We start from the raw sequence: 16576 nt of genomic DNA, 5'->3' as shown, positions 1-16576 counted from the left end.
GTCCATCCAAAGCATCCTTCAAAGAATCAGATGCTCTCGACAGATTCAGCTCCTAAACCCCTTGTCACGCGTTAACTCACCCGATCGCCCTGCCGAAGGGGCACGACCATGACCAACCGCAAGATTTTATCCGCCATAGGCGAGCTCTTCACGACATTTGGCAGCGCGGTCGCTGCCTCGCGTGCCGTGGAAGCAGGCCGCAAGCCGCGCGCTGACGACCTGCGCAAGCTCGGAATGGATCTGGCTGTATTCAACAGGATCGGTCGTTTCTGAATTGGGCGAGTGGACGAAGCTAACCTTCGCAACGGCCGGAGGCTAGTGGGCGTGAGCGCGCCTATGTTCTGACAAAAGTGAGATAGGCCGGCCGCCGGCCCTCACGAATGGCCTTCGCTTCATAACGGGTGCCCGGCCAGCCATCATAGGGCCGGTGCCAATCCGCCGCCTCCGAAGCCTGCCACGCGAACGCACCATGCGCACGGCAATGCAGCAGGGTCCAGTTGACATACGTGTCGATATCGGACGCGAAGCGGAATTTTGAACCCGGCTTCAGCACCCGCGCGAAGCGCTCGAGATTGACCGGGCTGACGAAGCGCCGCTTCCAGTGTTTCTTCTTCGGCCAGGGATCGGGATAGAGCAGGTCGATACCGTCCAGCGAGGCTTGCGGCAACCAATCCAGCAACCGGGTGGCATCGTCGTCATAAACCCGCAGATTGGCGAGCGGTTTCTCTCGCACCGCCATCATCATCTTGGCCATGCCGTTGACGAAGGGCTCGACGCCGATAAAGCCGACCGTCGGCGCTTCGGTCGCGCGATGCAGCAGATGTTCGCCGCCGCCGAAGCCGATCTCGAGGCGAACCGCCGAAATACCCGCTTCAAACAGAACGTGCAGATCGGCCGGCGGTTCAGCCGTCAGATCGAGCCGATATGTGCCGAAACCGCTTTCCAGTGCCGCCGCCTGCTGCGGACGCATGGTCTTGCCGCGCCGGCGACCGAAGAAGGCTTCGGTCGCGCGGCTTGGTCTGTCCTTCGGATCCATGGCGGGACTTTGCGGCGCCGCTATCAGGCGGCGACCGCGTCCTTGAGCGCCTTGGCGAGGTCGGTCTTCTCCCAGGAGAAAGACCCGTCGCGGCCGGCCTTGCGGCCGAAGTGGCCGTAGGACGACGTCTTGGCGTAGATCGGCTTGTTGAGATCGAGATGGCGGCGGATGCCGGATGGCGACAGATCCATCACGCTGCGCAGCGCCTCCTCCAGCTTTGCCTCGTCGACCTTGCCGGTACCGTGCAGGTCGACATAAACCGACAGCGGCTGGGCAACGCCGATGGCGTAGGAAAGCTGGATGGTGCAGCGGTCGGCGAGTTTCGCCGCCACGACGTTCTTGGCCAGATAGCGTGCCGCATAGGCCGCCGAACGATCGACCTTGGTGGTGTCCTTGCCGGAAAAGGCGCCGCCGCCATGCGGTGCGGCACCACCATAGGTGTCGACGATGATCTTGCGGCCGGTCAGGCCGGCGTCACCGTCCGGCCCGCCGATGACGAACTTGCCGGTCGGGTTGATGTACCACATGCAGTTGTCGGCGATCTTCAGCTCGCCCAAGGCCTCGCGGATATAGGGTTCGACGACCTTGCGGACCTTCTTCGAATCCCAGCTCGCATCGAGATGCTGCGTGGACAGCACGATCTGCGTCGCCTCGGCGGCCTTGCCGTCGACGTAGCGAACGGTGACCTGGCTCTTGGCGTCCGGCCCGAGCTTGCCGGCTTCACCGCTGCCTTCGTGACGGGCAGCTGCCAGCAGTTCGAGGATCTTGTGGCTGTAGTAGATTGGCGCCGGCATCAGATCCGGCGTCTCGCGGCAGGCATAGCCGAACATGATGCCCTGGTCGCCGGCACCTTCTTCGCCCTGACGGTCGGAGGCGTTGTCGACGCCCTGGCCGATATCGGGCGACTGACCGTGCAGCAGGACCTCGATCTTCGCCGTTTTCCAGTGGAAGCCGGCCTGCTCATAGCCGATTTCGCGGATCGCCTTGCGGGCGACCGACTTGAACTTGGCCGGATTGACGACCGGATGGCCGGCGGCATCCGTGAGGATGTTGCCTGCCTTGTCCTTCTTCAGCAGCGTCTCGGGGACGCGCACCTCGCCGGCGATGACGACGCGGTTGGTTGTCGCAAGCGTCTCGCAGGCGACACGGACTTTCCACGGGTCCATGCCGGTCTTCTTGGCTTCGCGATAGACCAGATCGACGATCTCATCGGAGATCCGGTCACAGACTTTGTCGGGATGGCCCTCGGCAACGGATTCCGAGGTAAAGAAGTAGTTCTGCCGCGTCACGGGTGTCCCCTCTTGAAAAACGATCGGCAGGCTGCCGATTTTGGCGCGCCACGTGTTAGCGGGGCGAAGCGCCGCTCGTCAAGCGATGCTTCGGTTCTGGCATGAATGTCGATGCAGTTATCTTGTGCCACCGGCGGCAGGGCGCCGCCGGTCCAAGCGTGATTGCGGATCAGTCGGCATCGTCGGTCGAGAGGGACTTGATCAGGTCTATGATCCTGCGGCGCACCTTGGCGTCGGCGATCTTGACAAAGGCCCGGTTGAGCTGAAGTCCTTCGGGACTGCCGCAGAATTCGACGGCGAAGGCCATCGACGCATCCTCGGCAAATCCACGGCCCGCCACGGCCTCCTGGCCGGGCGCATCCTCGAAAAAGAAGGCGACAGGCACGCCTAGGATGGACGCGATCGCCTGCAGACGGCTGGCGCCGACGCGGTTGGTGCCCTTTTCATATTTCTGAATCTGTTGAAATGTGATGCCGAGGTTTTCTCCCAGCTTTTCCTGGCTCATTCCAAGCATGTTGCGGCGAAGCCGGATGCGACTGCCGACATGGATATCGATCGGATTCGGTTTTTTCTTGTTGTCTTCTGTCATTTTTTCCTCGCCGAATTTTTTCGGCTTTTCTATTTTTTCCTGCCCAAACGAAGCCGGAGGCAACTGCCCCAACAGAACGATCAACCGACTTCGAGAAATATCAGGCGCTTACAGTATGAGTTTCTAATGTGTTGGCTGTCAATTCACCCGTAGCCTCTGCCTTACGCTCAAAATTGCGGCCGCAATGGCAAACAGCAACATGATCAGCATTCCGTTAACGCGTCGTTGGCCAGGAGAGATAACCGCCTGTTCGGAAATCGGCACATGGGCATCGATGGCGCCGCGGGCGTCGATCGCCAGCGCGTCGACAATACGCCCGCGCGGATCAACCACGGCCGAGATGCCGTTGTTGGCCGCACGCAACAATGGCAATCCATTCTCCACCGCACGGATCTGGGCCTGCCTGAAATGCTGATACGGACCCGGCGTGTCGCCGAACCACGCATCATTGGTAACGTTCACAATAAGCTGTGCTGACGTAGCGTCAACTGCCACAAGATCGGGAAAGATCACCTCATAGCAGATAAATGGCAATGCACGGATGCCGTCGGGCAGCGTGATGGCGTGCCGCTCGTTTCCGGCCGCAAAACTCATCGGCCCGGCAACCAGTTGCTCGATGCCGAAACGCTCGAGCAGATCGGAGAAAGGCAGATATTCGCCGAACGGCACAAGGTGAACCTTGTCGACAGCATCGGAGATTTCACCCTTGTCGTCTATCGCGACCACGGAGTTATAGTAGCGGCTGTCGGCATTCGCGGCCGAGCCGCCTTCCTCGCGGACGACGCCGGCGATCAGCATCTGGCCGGGTGCCAGCATGTCGCCCAGCGCCGTCAATGCGTCCGGACGCTCCGTGAAGAGGAACGGCACCGAGGTTTCGGGCCACAGGATCAGTTGCGGCTTGCCGTGCCCCGGGTCCGGCGCCTTGGCCGACAGCCCCACCAATGTTGCGAAGATGCGGTCGCGCACCGAGGCGTCCCACTTTTCCGACAGGTCCACGGCCGGCTGGACGATGCGGACGTCCAGGCTGTGCGCCGCCGGCGGTTCGGGAGCGGCAAGCCTGACATAGCCGAAGCCGACATGGGCGGCGGCGAGCATGGCAAACAGCCCGGCGCCGAGACGCAGATGCCGACGCGTCGCCAGCAGCGCCGGCAGCGCGAAGACGAACACCGCGAGCGCGTTCATGCCGATCATGCCGGTCACCGAGATGCTTTGCATCAGTAGCGGCACGGGCATGGCCGCGTAGCCGATGGCATTCCAGGGGAAACCGGTGAACAGGAAGTCGCGCAGCCACTCCGCCAGCCCGAAGCCGAAGGCAAGGGCAGCGATGCGGCCGATGTCGCTGCTCCACAAGAGCCGGGCAACCATGGCCGCAAAGCCGTAGAAAAAGGCGAGTGCGAAGGGAATGCCGACCGCCGCGAAGGGAAGCGCCCAGGCAAAGCTGTCGGCCTCGACCAGCAGGGCCGAGCCGATCCACCAGAGGCCGGCAAGGAAATAGCCAAAGCCGAACCACCAGCCGACGGCGAAGGCCGGTCGCAAGCGACGGAACAGGCTGCCGGAGGCTTCGCCGGTGGCGCCGTCGAGCAGCCAGACCAGCACGGGAAACGAGATGAAACAGGCGGCGAAGAAATCGTAGGGCGCCTGGCCAAGCACGGCAAACGCACCTGCGATAAACGCCACGAGCGCGCGCCGCCAACCCCAAAGCAGAATTATCCGGCCGGCAAGGCGCACCATGCATACTTCCGAGTCGCGCGAATCAGGACGCAAGATTTAACAGGCCACGGTCCGCGGGCCAAACGCCGGATGGCAGGCCGCGATGTAAGCTCCGGTCACCACTCTACCGGTGCCAGCCGTCGATTTGAACGCCGCCCAGCCGTTCGGCCTCCTCGCGCGGAACCGAACGGATGGTCTGCGTGAAGGTCCAGACATGGCCCTCGGGATCGCGCGCCCGATACTGGCGTTCGCCATAGAACTGATCCGCCGGCTCCTGGACGATCTCGGCACCCTTGGCCCTGGCACGCTCGCAATGGGCATCCAGACCGTCCTTCAGCTTGACAAGGACCGACTGCGTGTTCTTGCCGGCGACCGAAGCCGGGCTGGCGACGTAATCGATCCATTCGGAATCGACGATGATGTGGCCGTCGCCAAACCGCATCTCGGAATGGACGAGCTTTGCCTCGGCATCACTGACCACCATGCTGCGCTCGAAGCCGAAGGCCGCCTCAAGCCAGTCCAGCGCGGCCCGAGGATCCTTGTAGAACACGCCGGAGCCCAGGCTTGCGCGCTTGAATGGGTCGTCGACCGTCACCGGGCGAGCGAAACGCTCACGCCTGTTCGGCACGGGCCGTGGCGCGCCGGCGGCGCTCGCCCTTCTGGCTCTGTACGATGCGCACGCGCTTGACGCGGCGTGGATCGGCATCCAGCACATGGAATTCGAAGCCGGGAATGGCTTGAACCACCTCGCCGCGAGCCGGGACGCGGCCAAGCGTATTGAAGATCATGCCGCCTATGGTGTCGACATATTCGCCATGTTCGCCGGCGGCGAAATCCCCGCCGATCATCTTGGCGACATCGTCGATCTCGGCCTTGCCGTCGACGATGAACACGCCGTCACCGCTCTGGGTGATCATCGGCTCATCATCGTCATGCTCGTCCTCGATGTCGCCGACCACCATCTCGACGATGTCCTCGAGCGAGGCAAGGCCGTCGGTGCCGCCATATTCGTCGATGACAAGCGCCATCTGCGTGCGCGTCGTCTGCATGCGGCCCATCAGGTCGGAGGCAAGCATCGACGGCGGCACGAACAGCACCGGGCGGATCAGATTGAGATCGCCAATGGTGCGCGCGAGGTCGACCTGTGCGAGATCGAGAACCGTGGCGGCGGGGGTTTTCCTGGTCGCGCGGCCCTTTTTGACGCGCGCGATCTTGGTGATGTGAGCCAGTACGTCACGGATATGGACCATGCCGCGCGGATCATCGAGCGTCTCGGAATAGACCGGCATGCGCGAATGGCCGGATTGTTCGAAGGTGCCCAGGAGGTCGCCGAGCGTCGTCGTGATCTCGACCCCCTGGATGTCGGCGCGCGGCACCATGACGTCCTCGACGCGCACCTCGCGCAGCCGCAGGATGTTGTTGAGCATGGCGCGTTCGCCGGGCGAGAAGGCCCCGGCGTCGCTCGTCGTTTCGGCAAGCGCGTCGGCAATTTCCTCACGCAGGCTGGTTCCGTTGCGTTGCCTAAACAGGCCCAGAACGCGGTCGAACAGGGAGGGACCGGCGGGCGATATTTCGCTGGCAACGCTGCCGGTGCTGGCAGCACCAGAGGTAACGGTACTCGGACTTGATCCCTCTTCCGACTTATCGGAAGCCTTGGTCGCACTGCCGGCGTCGGGGCGGGCGGCAGTCTCTGGTTTGTCGTTCATCGTCGTCCGGTCAATTGGTCAGAAGTAGTTACGCGTAGGGATCGGGAATGGCAAGCCTTGCGAGCGCAGCACGTTCGATGGCTTCCATCGCCTCGGCCCCGGCGTCGGTCTCGTGATCGTAGCCCAGCAAGTGCAGCAGGCCATGGATGACGAGATGGGTGATATGGTTCTCGACAGGCTTGTCTTCCAGTGCCGCTTCGCGCGCGACCGTCTCGGCTGCCAGCACGATATCGCCCAGCATCGGCGGCAGCGGGGCTCCTTTCAGCAACGGAAAAGCCGGGAAAGACAAGACGTTGGTCGGTTTGTCCTTGCCGCGCCAACCGGCGTTGAGGGCCCGGATATGGGCATCGTCGGAAAAAACGAGGCTGAGTTCGGAACGGCCCGCCACGCCGGTCTCGGCAAAGGCAGCCGCGACGGCGCGATCGACCAGCCGCGTCAGGTTTGCCTCATCGGGCCATTCGCCCGCTTCGACAGATATATCGATGTCGACGGGAAGTGCCCCGTCGCCGGATATCTTGTCCTCAGGCATGAAGCCGCATCGTCAAAATCAATTCTCGGCGCCGAGGCCGCGCGCCAGTTTGGCATCCCGGTCATAGGCCCTGACGATTTCCGCCACCAGCGGATGGCGAACGACGTCGCCATCGTTGAAGCGCACGGTGACCGCCCCTGCCACGCCGTCCAGCACACGCAAGGCTTCGACCAGGCCTGATTTGGTGTTCGAGGGAAGGTCGATCTGGGTGGGATCGCCGGTGACGATCATGCGCGAGTTCTCGCCGAGACGGGTCAGGAACATCTTCATCTGCATCGGCGTGGTATTCTGCGCCTCGTCGAGGATGACCGCGGCGTGCGCCAGCGTGCGGCCACGCATGAAGGCGAGCGGCGCGATCTCGATCACTTCGGCGGCAATGGCGCGCTCGACCTTGTCGGCCGGCATCATGTCGTAAAGCGCGTCATAGAGCGGCCGCAGATAGGGATCGACCTTTTCCTTCATGTCGCCCGGCAGGAAGCCGAGCCGCTCGCCGGCCTCGACCGCCGGCCGCGACAGAATGATGCGCTCGACCATGCCGCGCTCGAGCAGCATCGCCGCATGCGCCACCGCGAGATAGGTCTTGCCGGTGCCGGCCGGACCGATGCCGAACACCAGTTCCGACCGCTCCAGCGCCCGCATATAGGCGTCCTGGTTGAGCGATCGGGCATAGATCGTCTTCTTGCGGGTGGCGATCTGGGCGGCTGAGACCTTGCCCTTGCGCTCCAGCGTCGGCAACGTCAACTGATCGTCGGCGGCGATTGCCATGCGCACGGCGCCATCGACGTCGGACTGGCCGATATCGACGCCCTTCTGGAGAATGCCGTAGAGGTTGTCCAGGGCGCGGCGCGCCTGCTCGGCGGCTGACGCCGAACCCTTGATGGTCAGCTGGTTGCCGCGCGAGCGGATGTCGACGCCGAGCTTCTGCTCGAGCCTGGCGAGGTTTTCGTCGAACTGACCGTAAAGGGCGCTGGCAAGCTTGTTGTTGTCGAAAGTCAGAACGATATGCGCCATATCAGAAGCCCCGGATGCAGTGGTCTGGGGCAGATTCTTCACTTCCGCAGCGCTCAACCGTCTCTCCTTATCTGCCGAGACCCTCAGGCCAATTCGGCGAACAGGCTGTTGTAGCCCGTCTTCGTGATTCGCACCTGGATAATGTCACCGATTTCGCCGGCCTTTTCATCAACAATAACCGGCTGCAGCCACGGCGAGCGGCCGACCTTCTGGCCGGCCTGGCGGCCGGGCTTCTCGATCAGCGTGTCGATGGTGCTGCCGACGAGGCTCAAGCCGAAATCCTGCTGCTGTTTCACAAGCAGGGCCTGCAGCCGCTGCAGACGCTCGTCCTTGACGGTTTCCGGCACATGATCGGGCATTTCAGCGCCCGGCGTGCCGGGACGCGGCGAATATTTGAACGAGAAGGCCGAAGCGTAGCTCACCTGACGCACCAGTTCCATGGTCGCCTCGAAATCCGCTTCGGTCTCGCCGGGGAAGCCGACAATGAAGTCGCCTGAAAGCGCTATGTCAGGCCGGGCAGTGCGGATGCGGTCGAGCAGCGCCAGATAATCCTTGGCCGTATGCCGGCGGTTCATCGCCTTGAGGATGCGATCGGAACCTGATTGCACCGGCAGATGCAGATAGGGCATCAACGCCGGCAGATCGCGGTGGGCGGCGATGAGTTCGTCATCCATGTCGCGCGGGTGGCTAGTGGTGTAGCGCAGCCGCGCCAGGCCGGGAATTTCGGCCAGCCTGAACAGCAGGCGGCCAAGGCCCCATTCCTCGCCGTTTTCGCCGCGGCCATGCCAGGCATTGACGTTCTGGCCAAGCAGCGTCACTTCGCGCACGCCGGCTTCCGCCAGGCGCTCAGCCTCCGCGACGATCTGTGCCACCGGCCGCGAGACTTCCGAGCCTCTGGTGTAGGGCACGACGCAGAAGGTGCAGAATTTGTCGCAGCCTTCCTGCACGGTGAGGAAGGCGGTGACGCCGCGCTTGATGACCTCGGCGCGCTTCGGCTGCGGCAGGTATTCGAACTTGTCCTCGATGGCGTAGTCGGTCTCGACGATCTTCTCGCCGCCGCGCACCCGCGCCAGCACATCGGGGAGCCGGTGATAGGTCTGCGGGCCGATGACCAGGTCGACGGCCGGCGAACGGCGGAGGATCTCGGCGCCTTCGGCCTGCGCCACGCAGCCGGCGACGCCGACCAGCATCTCGCGGCCGGCCAAGGCGCGTTCGGCCTTCATATCGCGGATACGGCCGAGCTCGGAATAGACCTTTTCCGCCGCCTTCTCCCTGATATGGCAAGTGTTGAGCAACACCAGGTCGGCCTCGCCGATGGCATCGGTCGCGGAATAGCCATCGGCGGCGAGCGCATCGCTCATACGCTGTGAATCATAGACGTTCATCTGGCAGCCATAGGTCTTGATGAAGACTTTTTTCGCCGCCGTTGAAAGCACCTCCGGCTGTCCGGCCGCGGTGCGGATGTCGTCGCTTTCGATCGTGTTCAAGTCCATCTGGCGGCTTCTAACGCCTTTCCGTGACAAAAAACAGACCATTCTCGGCATGCGCCCACGAGCGCGGCCGGGGCTAGCGGCTCGGGCGCGGATCGGCAAGCGCTGCCTGCATCATCCCGCGCACCTGACTTTCCATCAGTTTTGACGTTTCCTTGCGGTTCGAACCCTTGGAAAAAGCAATCGCCTCGCCGAAATGCACCTCAACGTCGAGGGCCCCCTCCGCCAGCAACACCTTGAGATGCGGCATCAAATCCTCATCGCCGATCCAGGCTGCAAGCGGGCGGTGGCGTCGGCCGAGCGGCACGCCATGCAGGCGGGTATAGGCAATCGCCACCGGCTGGATGAAGACCTGCTCGGCCGCACCTTCCGAAATCGCCATCGACGCGGCGCCAAACAGCGTGCTCTTGAACGGCAGGACGATGTTGCCGTCGCCTGTCGAGCCCTCGGCGAACAGCACCATGGCGTCGCCTTTGGCCATGCGGCTGGCGATCTCGCTTGCCTGGTCGCCCGAGGACCGCTTGCGCTCACGCTCGATGAACACGGTGCGCTGCAGCTTCGACAGCATGCCGATCAGCGGCCAGCCTTCCATATCGGCTCTGGCGATGAATTTCACGTCGGCAAATGAGCCGAGCACCATGATGTCGGTCCACGAGATGTGATTGGATGCCACAAGCAAAGGACGCTTGGTCGATAGCGTTCCCTTGACATGGATGCGCATGCCGAGCGCGCTGATGATCAGCCTGTGCCATATCTTGAGGATGAAGGTTTCCGGCCACCAGCCGGTCTTCATCGACAGTATCTGCAAGGGCACGAGGACCAGCGAACCGGCGACGACGAGGCCCAGCGCCAGGAAAATCCTGATTTTCTTGATCATCGCCCTATCCCGGCCTCTGGCTAGCGAAGATCGCGGCGCATGACAAGCGCGCCGGTCGGTCCGCGTTCCGGCGACTTGTAGTAATTCGGTCGCTTGCCGACCTCGCGGAAGCCCAGCCGCCGATAGAGCGCGATCGCCGCGACATTGGTCTCGTCGACCTCCAGGAACAGCGCTTCGGCACGCTGCGCGTGCAGTTCGCGCAGTACCGCGTCCATCAATTGCCAGCCCAGCCCTTGCCGGCGGTGCGATCGCGCCACCGCGACGGTCAGTATCTCGCCTTCGCCGGCCGCGAGTCTGGCCAGCACGAAGCCAACGGGCGGCTTGGAGCCCTGTCCGGTTTCGCGCGCGGCATAGCCGAATACGGTGTCCTGTTCGAGCAAGGCAGCGAATTCGCCATCCGTCCATGGGCGGACAAAGTCCTCGCGATGCAGCAGCGAGACCGCCGGGCTGTCGGCGATCTTCAGCGGCTCGAGCGCATAGTCCCGGCGGCGTGGTTGGAGAAAAGGTATGCGCATTTAGTTTTCGTTTTCTTGATTGACCATGATCTCTGGACAAAACGGTTTCCCGTTTGTCCGAGAAAACCGACATCGACTTTTCGGGATCATGGTCTGAGCCTTGCTAGTATAAATCCGGCCTGCGGCTTGGCGTCGGCGCCGCGCAAGTAAAGCGGTTTTGGCCTTTCGCCCGGACCCTTGGCGGCAGCCAGGCCGGCGTAGGTGACAATGTCCGCCGTGGCTGTCCGAGGGCCGATATCGAAGCCGCCCCCCGCCGATGCGACGATCAGCGCCGCCGCGGTACCGGCAAGCACCGAAGAATTTTCCGTCGCCATCGCCACGACGTCAGCCAGTGTGGCCACAGCCGGACCGTAAGTCAAAGCCGACATTTCATCGTAGAGGGCGGCATGGATTTCCTCGCGACCCGCATCGAGCGCCGCCAGCACGGCGCGGCCGGGAAATGCCGCTGCTGCTTCAGCGGCCAGCGCCTCGAGCGTCGTCACCCCGATCGCGGGGATCTTCAACGCCAGCGCCAAGCCACGCGCGGTCGAGACGCCGACACGCAGACCGGTGAAGGAACCCGGGCCGACCGAAACGGCGATGGCGCCAAGACCGGCATAGTCGGTGGCACTTGCCTTCAGCGCTTCGGCGATGACGGTCATTAGGTGCTCGGCATGGCCCTTCCCGAGATCGAGCACCGAACGGGCAAGCTCCTGCTTCGCCGCCGCGTCATAGACGCAAGCGGCGCAGAGGTTGGCGGCACAGTCGATGGCAAGCAGTTTCATGAAGCGACCGGTTCGAAAAACAATTCCCTGTGCCCGCCATGGCCCGCCACCGCAAGGGGATAGTGCATAATTCGTTAAATGGCTTCGCTTCGGCCCGGCAGGAAATATCTACGCCGCCTGTTCGATGCGCAGCATGTGGTTGTCCCAGACATAGTCCGGTTCGGAGCGTGTCGCACCGCTGCCCTCGACGATTTCGCCGGCGCCTGTGGTGGCCATGAAGCCGGTCCCGTCGGGCGCCACGCCGCAAACCTCGACCAGTGCGCTGGCCGAGACGACCCGGCTGCTCGTCGAATCGATCACGACAAGCGAATTGCCTTCCGGCGACGAGACGGCGACGGTGCCGGCAAGCGGATTGACGGCTACCGAACCGATATAATTGCGGAAGCCGGACAGCACGTCCCGCGGCATGTCGAGGAGCTGCAAATCCTTGCCGCGCGCGGCGCGGCCGACCAGCAGCGGACGATCGGTGCCCGGCCCCCGGTATTGGCAGCCGAACCAGACGGTGCCGGACGGGTCGGCGTCCATGTGGCGGATCGACAGCTGGTGCAGCGCGGCCGGCAATTCGTGTTTCTCGATGAGATCGCCGGTGACGCGGTCGATGAGCACATAGGACGGCTTCATGGTCGCGATGTTGAGCTCGGCGCGGCCGTAATCCGGATGGGTCTCGATGCCCCCATTGGCAACCGCGATCGTCCTGCCGTCGCCCAGCAGCAGAAGCTCGTGCGGACCCATGCCATGGGTCGGGAACTCACCGATGCGGTTGAACTTCGCCCGGGCGTCGTAGATGCCGACCACACCGGCAGCGTTGTCGAAGTCGTTTTCGGTGGCGTATAGCAGCGCCCCGTCGGGCGAGAACGCGCCATGGCCGAAGAAATGCCGGCCGGCGATGCTGGCGATGGTCAGTGGTGCGTCACGGCCGGAATGATCGAAGACAACGGCGAACGTGCCGGGCTGGCGAGCGAAGACCACCGAACGCTTCGATATGGGATCGAAGGTGACGTCATGGCCGCGATCAGGCAGGTCGATCGCGTGCAGGATTTTGCCAGCCTCGGACAGGACGGCGGCGCCATAGCTGCCGTCGCGCTTGACGAAGGCGGTAGCGAAGACGGCGTCCGCCGTAAGCGTTTTTGCCAAGGCCGACGGCGTCATTGCGGCGGCAAAGCCGATACCCGCAGCCCTCAGGAAATCGCGGCGATCGATGAGGGAGGTTTTCAAGAGGCGATCCTCCCCTGCACTGGCTCGCTCCAAGACAGGGTGATTTTTGCGGATCGGAGCTGACGCTTGGCACCTACCGGTTCTTGGAATGATCTATCGCAGACGTTGGAAGTTGGCCGAAGCCTCCGGAATTTCGTCATCCACGGGCGGAGCAGGAGCGAAGCGACGTCGCGGAGACCCGAGGATCCATGCCGTGACCTCGACCGTCGGGTGCAACGGAGCAAAATTCTGGACCGCGGCAGCGCTTTGAAGTCGCGGCATGGATCCCGGGGTCTGCGCTGCGTCGCTTCGCTCCTTGCTTCGCCCCAGGATGACGAAACTATGGGCGTTTTGGCCAATCTCGAGATCATGCTCAGTCCCCATCCAGCGACGAGAAGCCGGCGGTCAGGCCGAATTCGGCGGTCAGCCTGGTGCCGATCAAGGTCGACAGGCTGGAGGTGATCAGCGCGAAATGGTCGAGTTTGTCACGCAGTGCCGGATCGGCAAGCGCCTTGTCGATCGGGCCCTGGATGGACTTCGCGGTGGCGACACCGTTGACCAGCTGGATGTGGATCGACTCGGCCATCCAGCGCGCATCGGCCGGCAACGCATCGCTAAGCTTCGATGCCTGGAACAGCGTGTCTATCCCGGACAGATTGCCGGCTAGCGAATTGGCGGTGTTCCGCGAGCGCCAGTAGATCGCCTGTTTCGGCTTGTCCGCATCCGGCTTTCCGCCGAAAAACCCTTTCAGGCGCACGTCGCGAACCATTTCCAGCTCATTGATGAAGACGCCGACCAGTTCCGTCACCGCTTCGTTGCCGTCGCGATAAAGTGCGTTCTGAGGCCCCGGATTGGCCCAAAGAGCGGCAAAGCCGTCCGGCTTGTTCCAGGCGGCGCTGACCTCACCGGCCATGGTTTCGATATTGCCGGCAACCGCCGCGCCATAGGCGCAACGATAGGGATCATCCTTGCCGGAAAGTCCCTCGGCGCCGTCGCCATAGAGCACGAATTCGAGCGCGCCCAGTCCCTGCATGGCGACGCTCTTGCCGGCCAGCTGTGCCGGATCGGTGGCGGTTGCATCCTTCTCCGCCAAGGCCGCTTGCACCTGCTTCAGGCCGATGCTCTTGCGATCCGGCCAGAACAGCATGCGTTCCAGCCGGTTGTTCTCCTTGATCGGTCCGAATCCGATGATTTCGGCTGAGGACCAGGCATAGAGGGTGGCGGAAAATGCCGCGCGCGCGGCATCGAGCTTCCCTTGCGAGGGCGCTTCGCAGAGCTTGTGCATCGCTTTCGTTAGGGCTTCCGCATGCTCATGCAGGCCGGCATAGGCGGGGCGGACAAAGCCGTCGATTGCCCCCTGGATGATTTCGGAGGCTTTGACCGCCGCGGATGCCGGGACGGCGCCCAGCAGAGCCAGCGGAAGAACGAGAAACAACACACAGCGCTTGAGCATCACAGTGACTCCAGGAATTTGAGCAGCGCATCGCGGTCGGCCGCATCAGCGGCGGCAAAGCGGTCGCGCGCCTTCCGCGCCTCGCCGCCATGCCAAAGGATCGCCTCGGTCAGGCTGCGCGCGCGCCCATCATGCAGGAAGAAGGAATTGCCGTTGATCGTCTCGGTCAGGCCGATGCCCCACAGCGGCGGCGTGCGCCACTCATTACCCGTCGCATCGCCCACGGCTTGGCCGTCGGCCAGATCGGGCCCCATGTCGTGCAGCAGAAAGTCGGAATAAGGCCAGATCAACTGGAAGGCCTGCGCCTTGTTGGGCGTGCCGCGACGGGTGACGAATTTCGGCGTGTGGCAGGCAATGCAGCCGATCTCGTAGAAGATCTTCTTGCCCGTGAGCACATCTGGCCGGTCGAGGTCGCGGCGCGCCGGCACGGCGAGGCTCCGCGAATAGAAGGTGACGAGATCCATCACCGGCGGCGGCGCTTCGACCGGCCCGAGACGCTGCTGCGCACCGGTCGGCATGGCGAGGCATTTGGCCTGCGCGGCGGTGCAATCCCCCCAGTGTTTTGGTTCTTCCGGCGTCGAGATGCCGATGTCGCCGGCAAAGGCGTCAGCTGCCTGCTGACGGATCGACGCGGTCTGCGCCTTCCAGCCGAAACGAGCAAGCGTCAGCTCTCCGCCCCGGCCGTCGCGCACGATGTTCGGCCTGCCGGAAATGCCATCGCCGTCCACGTCATTCGGGTCGGCGCGGACAAGGATATCGGCCGGCGCAATCTCTTCGATCAGGCCAAGGCCGATCATCGGCGGCGTCAGGCGCGGCGACAGCGTGATGCGCGGATCGAGTGGTCCATAGGCAGGATCGACAACCGAATAGCTTGGTTTGCGTAAGGAAATCACGGTGCCATCCGTCAGCTCTACCTTACGCTCCCGATAGTCGACATGCATCCGGCCTTCGCCGCGCAGGCCGGGCACCGCCAGTTCCTGCAATTGCGCGCCGTAGACCGGGTCGGGGAAATTGAGCACCTTGTGGTCGGCAAGTGCTGCTCTCTCTTCCGCGCTGCTGGCCTCACGCGCCAGCCGCAGGAACATCGAGGTGGTGACGGCGTCGCCTTGCGGCGGACGGCCGCGGCCATCCTTCAGATGGCAATTCTGGCAGGCGCGTTCGTTGAACAGCGGGCCGAGCCCGTCCGAGGCCTGCGTCGAGGACGGCGACGACACCCAGTTCTTGCGAAACAGGGCATTGCCGAGCTTGAAGTCGCCCTCTTCCTCGAAGGTGATGTTGGCCGAGGATTGCGAGAAGGAATCGCGGCTGACGTCCTTTCTTGACGTGCCGGCGCCCCCTTGCATCAATTCGAATTGCTCGGGCCTGGAGAAATCCGACGTCGGCCTTGTGATTGCGGTGACGCGCGCCTGATCCTTCGCATTGAGGTCGGTGCGCGTGGTGGCGAGGCCGGCGGGTTGAAGATTTCCGGCCATCGCCGAAGAGGTGAGCGCCATCACGAGGACGATACAGCGCCGACGCGCCAATCCGGCTGGCGTCTTCCGAGGGAGCGGCGAGCCATCGGCCCTCCGCGAGCGGCGCACGAATTCTAGCAGGCGCCGCATTCCCGCATGCCCTTACTCCGCCTCGTCCGCCGATGCGGCGTTGAGCTGGCCGTATTTTTCCTCGCCGATAGAGGCAAGCAGGTCGAGCTGCGTCTCTAGGAAGTCGATATGACCTTCCTCGTCGGCCAGCAATTCCTCGAACAGCTTCATCGTCACATAGTCGCCCGCGTCGTTGCAGATTTCGCGTGAACGCTTGTAGGCGGTACGCGCGTCATATTCGCCGGCAAGGTCGGATTCGAGCACTTCCTTGACGTTCTGGCCGATGCGCAGCGGCGCCACGGACTGCAGGTTCGGATGGCCTTCAAGGAAGATGATGCGAGCCACGAGCTTGTCGGCATGGTGCATCTCCTCGATCGATTCCGCCCGCTCCTTCTTTGCCAGCTTGGCGTATCCCCAGTCCTCCAGCAGACGGAAATGCACCCAGTACTGATTGACGGCCCCTAGCTCCAGAAAAAGGGCCTCGTTAAGCCGCTCGATGACCTGCGGGTCGCCTTTCATGATTTCTGCTCCCGTATTGGACGCGCAGGCTTCTGACGCGATCCAGGTGTGAAACGATATCCACGCCGCTCGCCTCCGAGCGGGCGTGGTAATTTTCGGTGACCCGAATGATCGTTTCCACCACATTTGGGAAGCAGCCGCAACAGCGACCGCGCTTTTGCATGGCATGATAGACCTTCGCCGGTACGATCAGCTGCCAGGGATCCTGATCCAGCAGCCCGACGATCGTCTGCTCGATCTCCTTCTCAGTGATGATGTTGCAATGGCAGATCAGCATTAATTTGCTCGGATGGCTGACGGCGCCTCCCGCGCCG

18 protein-coding genes are annotated in these 16576 nt (G+C 63.2%); 1 reads left to right on the top strand and 17 read right to left on the bottom strand.

Annotated elements, in window-relative coordinates; all coding sequences use genetic code 11:
- The first annotated feature begins 108 nt into the window (after positions 1–108).
- The gene (locus NKG99_RS27400; RefSeq protein ID WP_352872135.1) at positions 109–273 is read left to right on the top strand and encodes a hypothetical protein; all 165 of its coding nucleotides are present in this window, start codon (positions 109–111) and stop codon (positions 271–273) included.
- A 61-nt stretch (positions 274–334) separates the two neighbouring features.
- On the opposite strand, the gene trmB is transcribed toward NKG99_RS27400, so the two are convergent.
- The 17 genes from trmB to NKG99_RS27315 all read right to left on the bottom strand — a co-directional run bounded on the left by trmB (position 335) and on the right by NKG99_RS27315 (position 16539).
- Positions 335–1036, bottom strand: a complete 702-nt coding sequence (gene trmB / locus NKG99_RS27395; protein WP_352872134.1) for a tRNA (guanine(46)-N(7))-methyltransferase TrmB — start codon at positions 1034–1036, stop codon at positions 335–337.
- Positions 1037–1059: 23 nt separating this feature from the next.
- On the bottom strand, positions 1060–2325 hold the full coding sequence (gene metK / locus NKG99_RS27390; protein WP_352872133.1) for a methionine adenosyltransferase: 1266 nt from the start codon (positions 2323–2325) through the stop codon (positions 1060–1062).
- Between the two features lie 169 nt (positions 2326–2494).
- The gene (locus tag NKG99_RS27385; RefSeq protein WP_352872132.1) at positions 2495–2914 is read right to left on the bottom strand and encodes a helix-turn-helix domain-containing protein; all 420 of its coding nucleotides are present in this window, start codon (positions 2912–2914) and stop codon (positions 2495–2497) included.
- A gap of 138 nt (positions 2915–3052) precedes the next feature.
- Complete coding sequence (gene lnt / locus NKG99_RS27380; protein ID WP_352872130.1) at positions 3053–4645, bottom strand: apolipoprotein N-acyltransferase; 1593 nt, start codon at positions 4643–4645, stop codon at positions 3053–3055.
- A gap of 103 nt (positions 4646–4748) precedes the next feature.
- On the bottom strand, positions 4749–5219 hold the full coding sequence (locus tag NKG99_RS27375) for a VOC family protein (protein ID WP_352872136.1): 471 nt from the start codon (positions 5217–5219) through the stop codon (positions 4749–4751).
- A gap of 16 nt (positions 5220–5235) precedes the next feature.
- Positions 5236–6330: a hemolysin family protein gene (locus tag NKG99_RS27370; RefSeq protein WP_352872129.1), complete on the bottom strand. Its 1095-nt coding sequence runs from the start codon at positions 6328–6330 to the stop codon at positions 5236–5238.
- A 28-nt stretch (positions 6331–6358) separates the two neighbouring features.
- A complete protein-coding gene (gene ybeY / locus NKG99_RS27365; protein ID WP_352872128.1) occupies positions 6359–6859 on the bottom strand; it encodes an rRNA maturation RNase YbeY in 501 nt (166 codons plus the stop codon).
- An 18-nt stretch (positions 6860–6877) separates the two neighbouring features.
- A complete protein-coding gene (locus tag NKG99_RS27360) occupies positions 6878–7870 on the bottom strand; it encodes a PhoH family protein (RefSeq protein WP_023758127.1) in 993 nt (330 codons plus the stop codon).
- 83 nt (positions 7871–7953) lie between these two features.
- A complete protein-coding gene (miaB, locus tag NKG99_RS27355) occupies positions 7954–9363 on the bottom strand; it encodes a tRNA (N6-isopentenyl adenosine(37)-C2)-methylthiotransferase MiaB (RefSeq protein WP_352872126.1) in 1410 nt (469 codons plus the stop codon).
- Between the two features lie 73 nt (positions 9364–9436).
- Positions 9437–10237, bottom strand: a complete 801-nt coding sequence (gene olsA / locus NKG99_RS27350; RefSeq protein ID WP_352872125.1) for a lyso-ornithine lipid O-acyltransferase — start codon at positions 10235–10237, stop codon at positions 9437–9439.
- Positions 10238–10257: 20 nt separating this feature from the next.
- A complete protein-coding gene (gene rimI / locus NKG99_RS27345) occupies positions 10258–10752 on the bottom strand; it encodes a ribosomal protein S18-alanine N-acetyltransferase (RefSeq protein WP_091579544.1) in 495 nt (164 codons plus the stop codon).
- 86 nt (positions 10753–10838) lie between these two features.
- Entirely contained in the window at positions 10839–11516 is a 678-nt protein-coding gene (gene tsaB / locus NKG99_RS27340; protein ID WP_352872124.1) for a tRNA (adenosine(37)-N6)-threonylcarbamoyltransferase complex dimerization subunit type 1 TsaB, read from the bottom strand.
- A 108-nt stretch (positions 11517–11624) separates the two neighbouring features.
- Entirely contained in the window at positions 11625–12731 is a 1107-nt protein-coding gene (locus tag NKG99_RS27335) for a DUF1513 domain-containing protein (RefSeq protein ID WP_352872122.1), read from the bottom strand.
- Between the two features lie 352 nt (positions 12732–13083).
- Positions 13084–14163, bottom strand: coding sequence for an imelysin family protein (locus NKG99_RS27330; RefSeq protein ID WP_352872121.1), 1080 nt, complete (start codon positions 14161–14163; stop codon positions 13084–13086).
- Positions 14163–15764 (bottom strand): di-heme oxidoreductase family protein, encoded by a 1602-nt coding sequence (locus NKG99_RS27325; RefSeq protein ID WP_352872120.1) that lies wholly within the window; start codon positions 15762–15764, stop codon positions 14163–14165. Before NKG99_RS27325 ends, NKG99_RS27330 begins: the two co-directional genes overlap by 1 nt.
- Positions 15765–15776: 12 nt before the next feature.
- Positions 15777–16262, bottom strand: a complete 486-nt coding sequence (gene bfr / locus NKG99_RS27320) for a bacterioferritin (RefSeq protein WP_352629774.1) — start codon at positions 16260–16262, stop codon at positions 15777–15779.
- Positions 16228–16539 (bottom strand): (2Fe-2S)-binding protein, encoded by a 312-nt coding sequence (locus NKG99_RS27315; protein WP_352629776.1) that lies wholly within the window; start codon positions 16537–16539, stop codon positions 16228–16230. The genes bfr and NKG99_RS27315 overlap by 35 nt, the downstream gene beginning before the upstream one ends.
- Positions 16540–16576 lie beyond the last annotated feature (37 nt).

Source organism: Mesorhizobium sp. M1409 (genome assembly GCF_040317535.1).
GTDB lineage: Bacteria > Pseudomonadota > Alphaproteobacteria > Rhizobiales > Rhizobiaceae > Mesorhizobium.
This window is presented reverse-complemented; position numbering and strand designations above follow the sequence as displayed.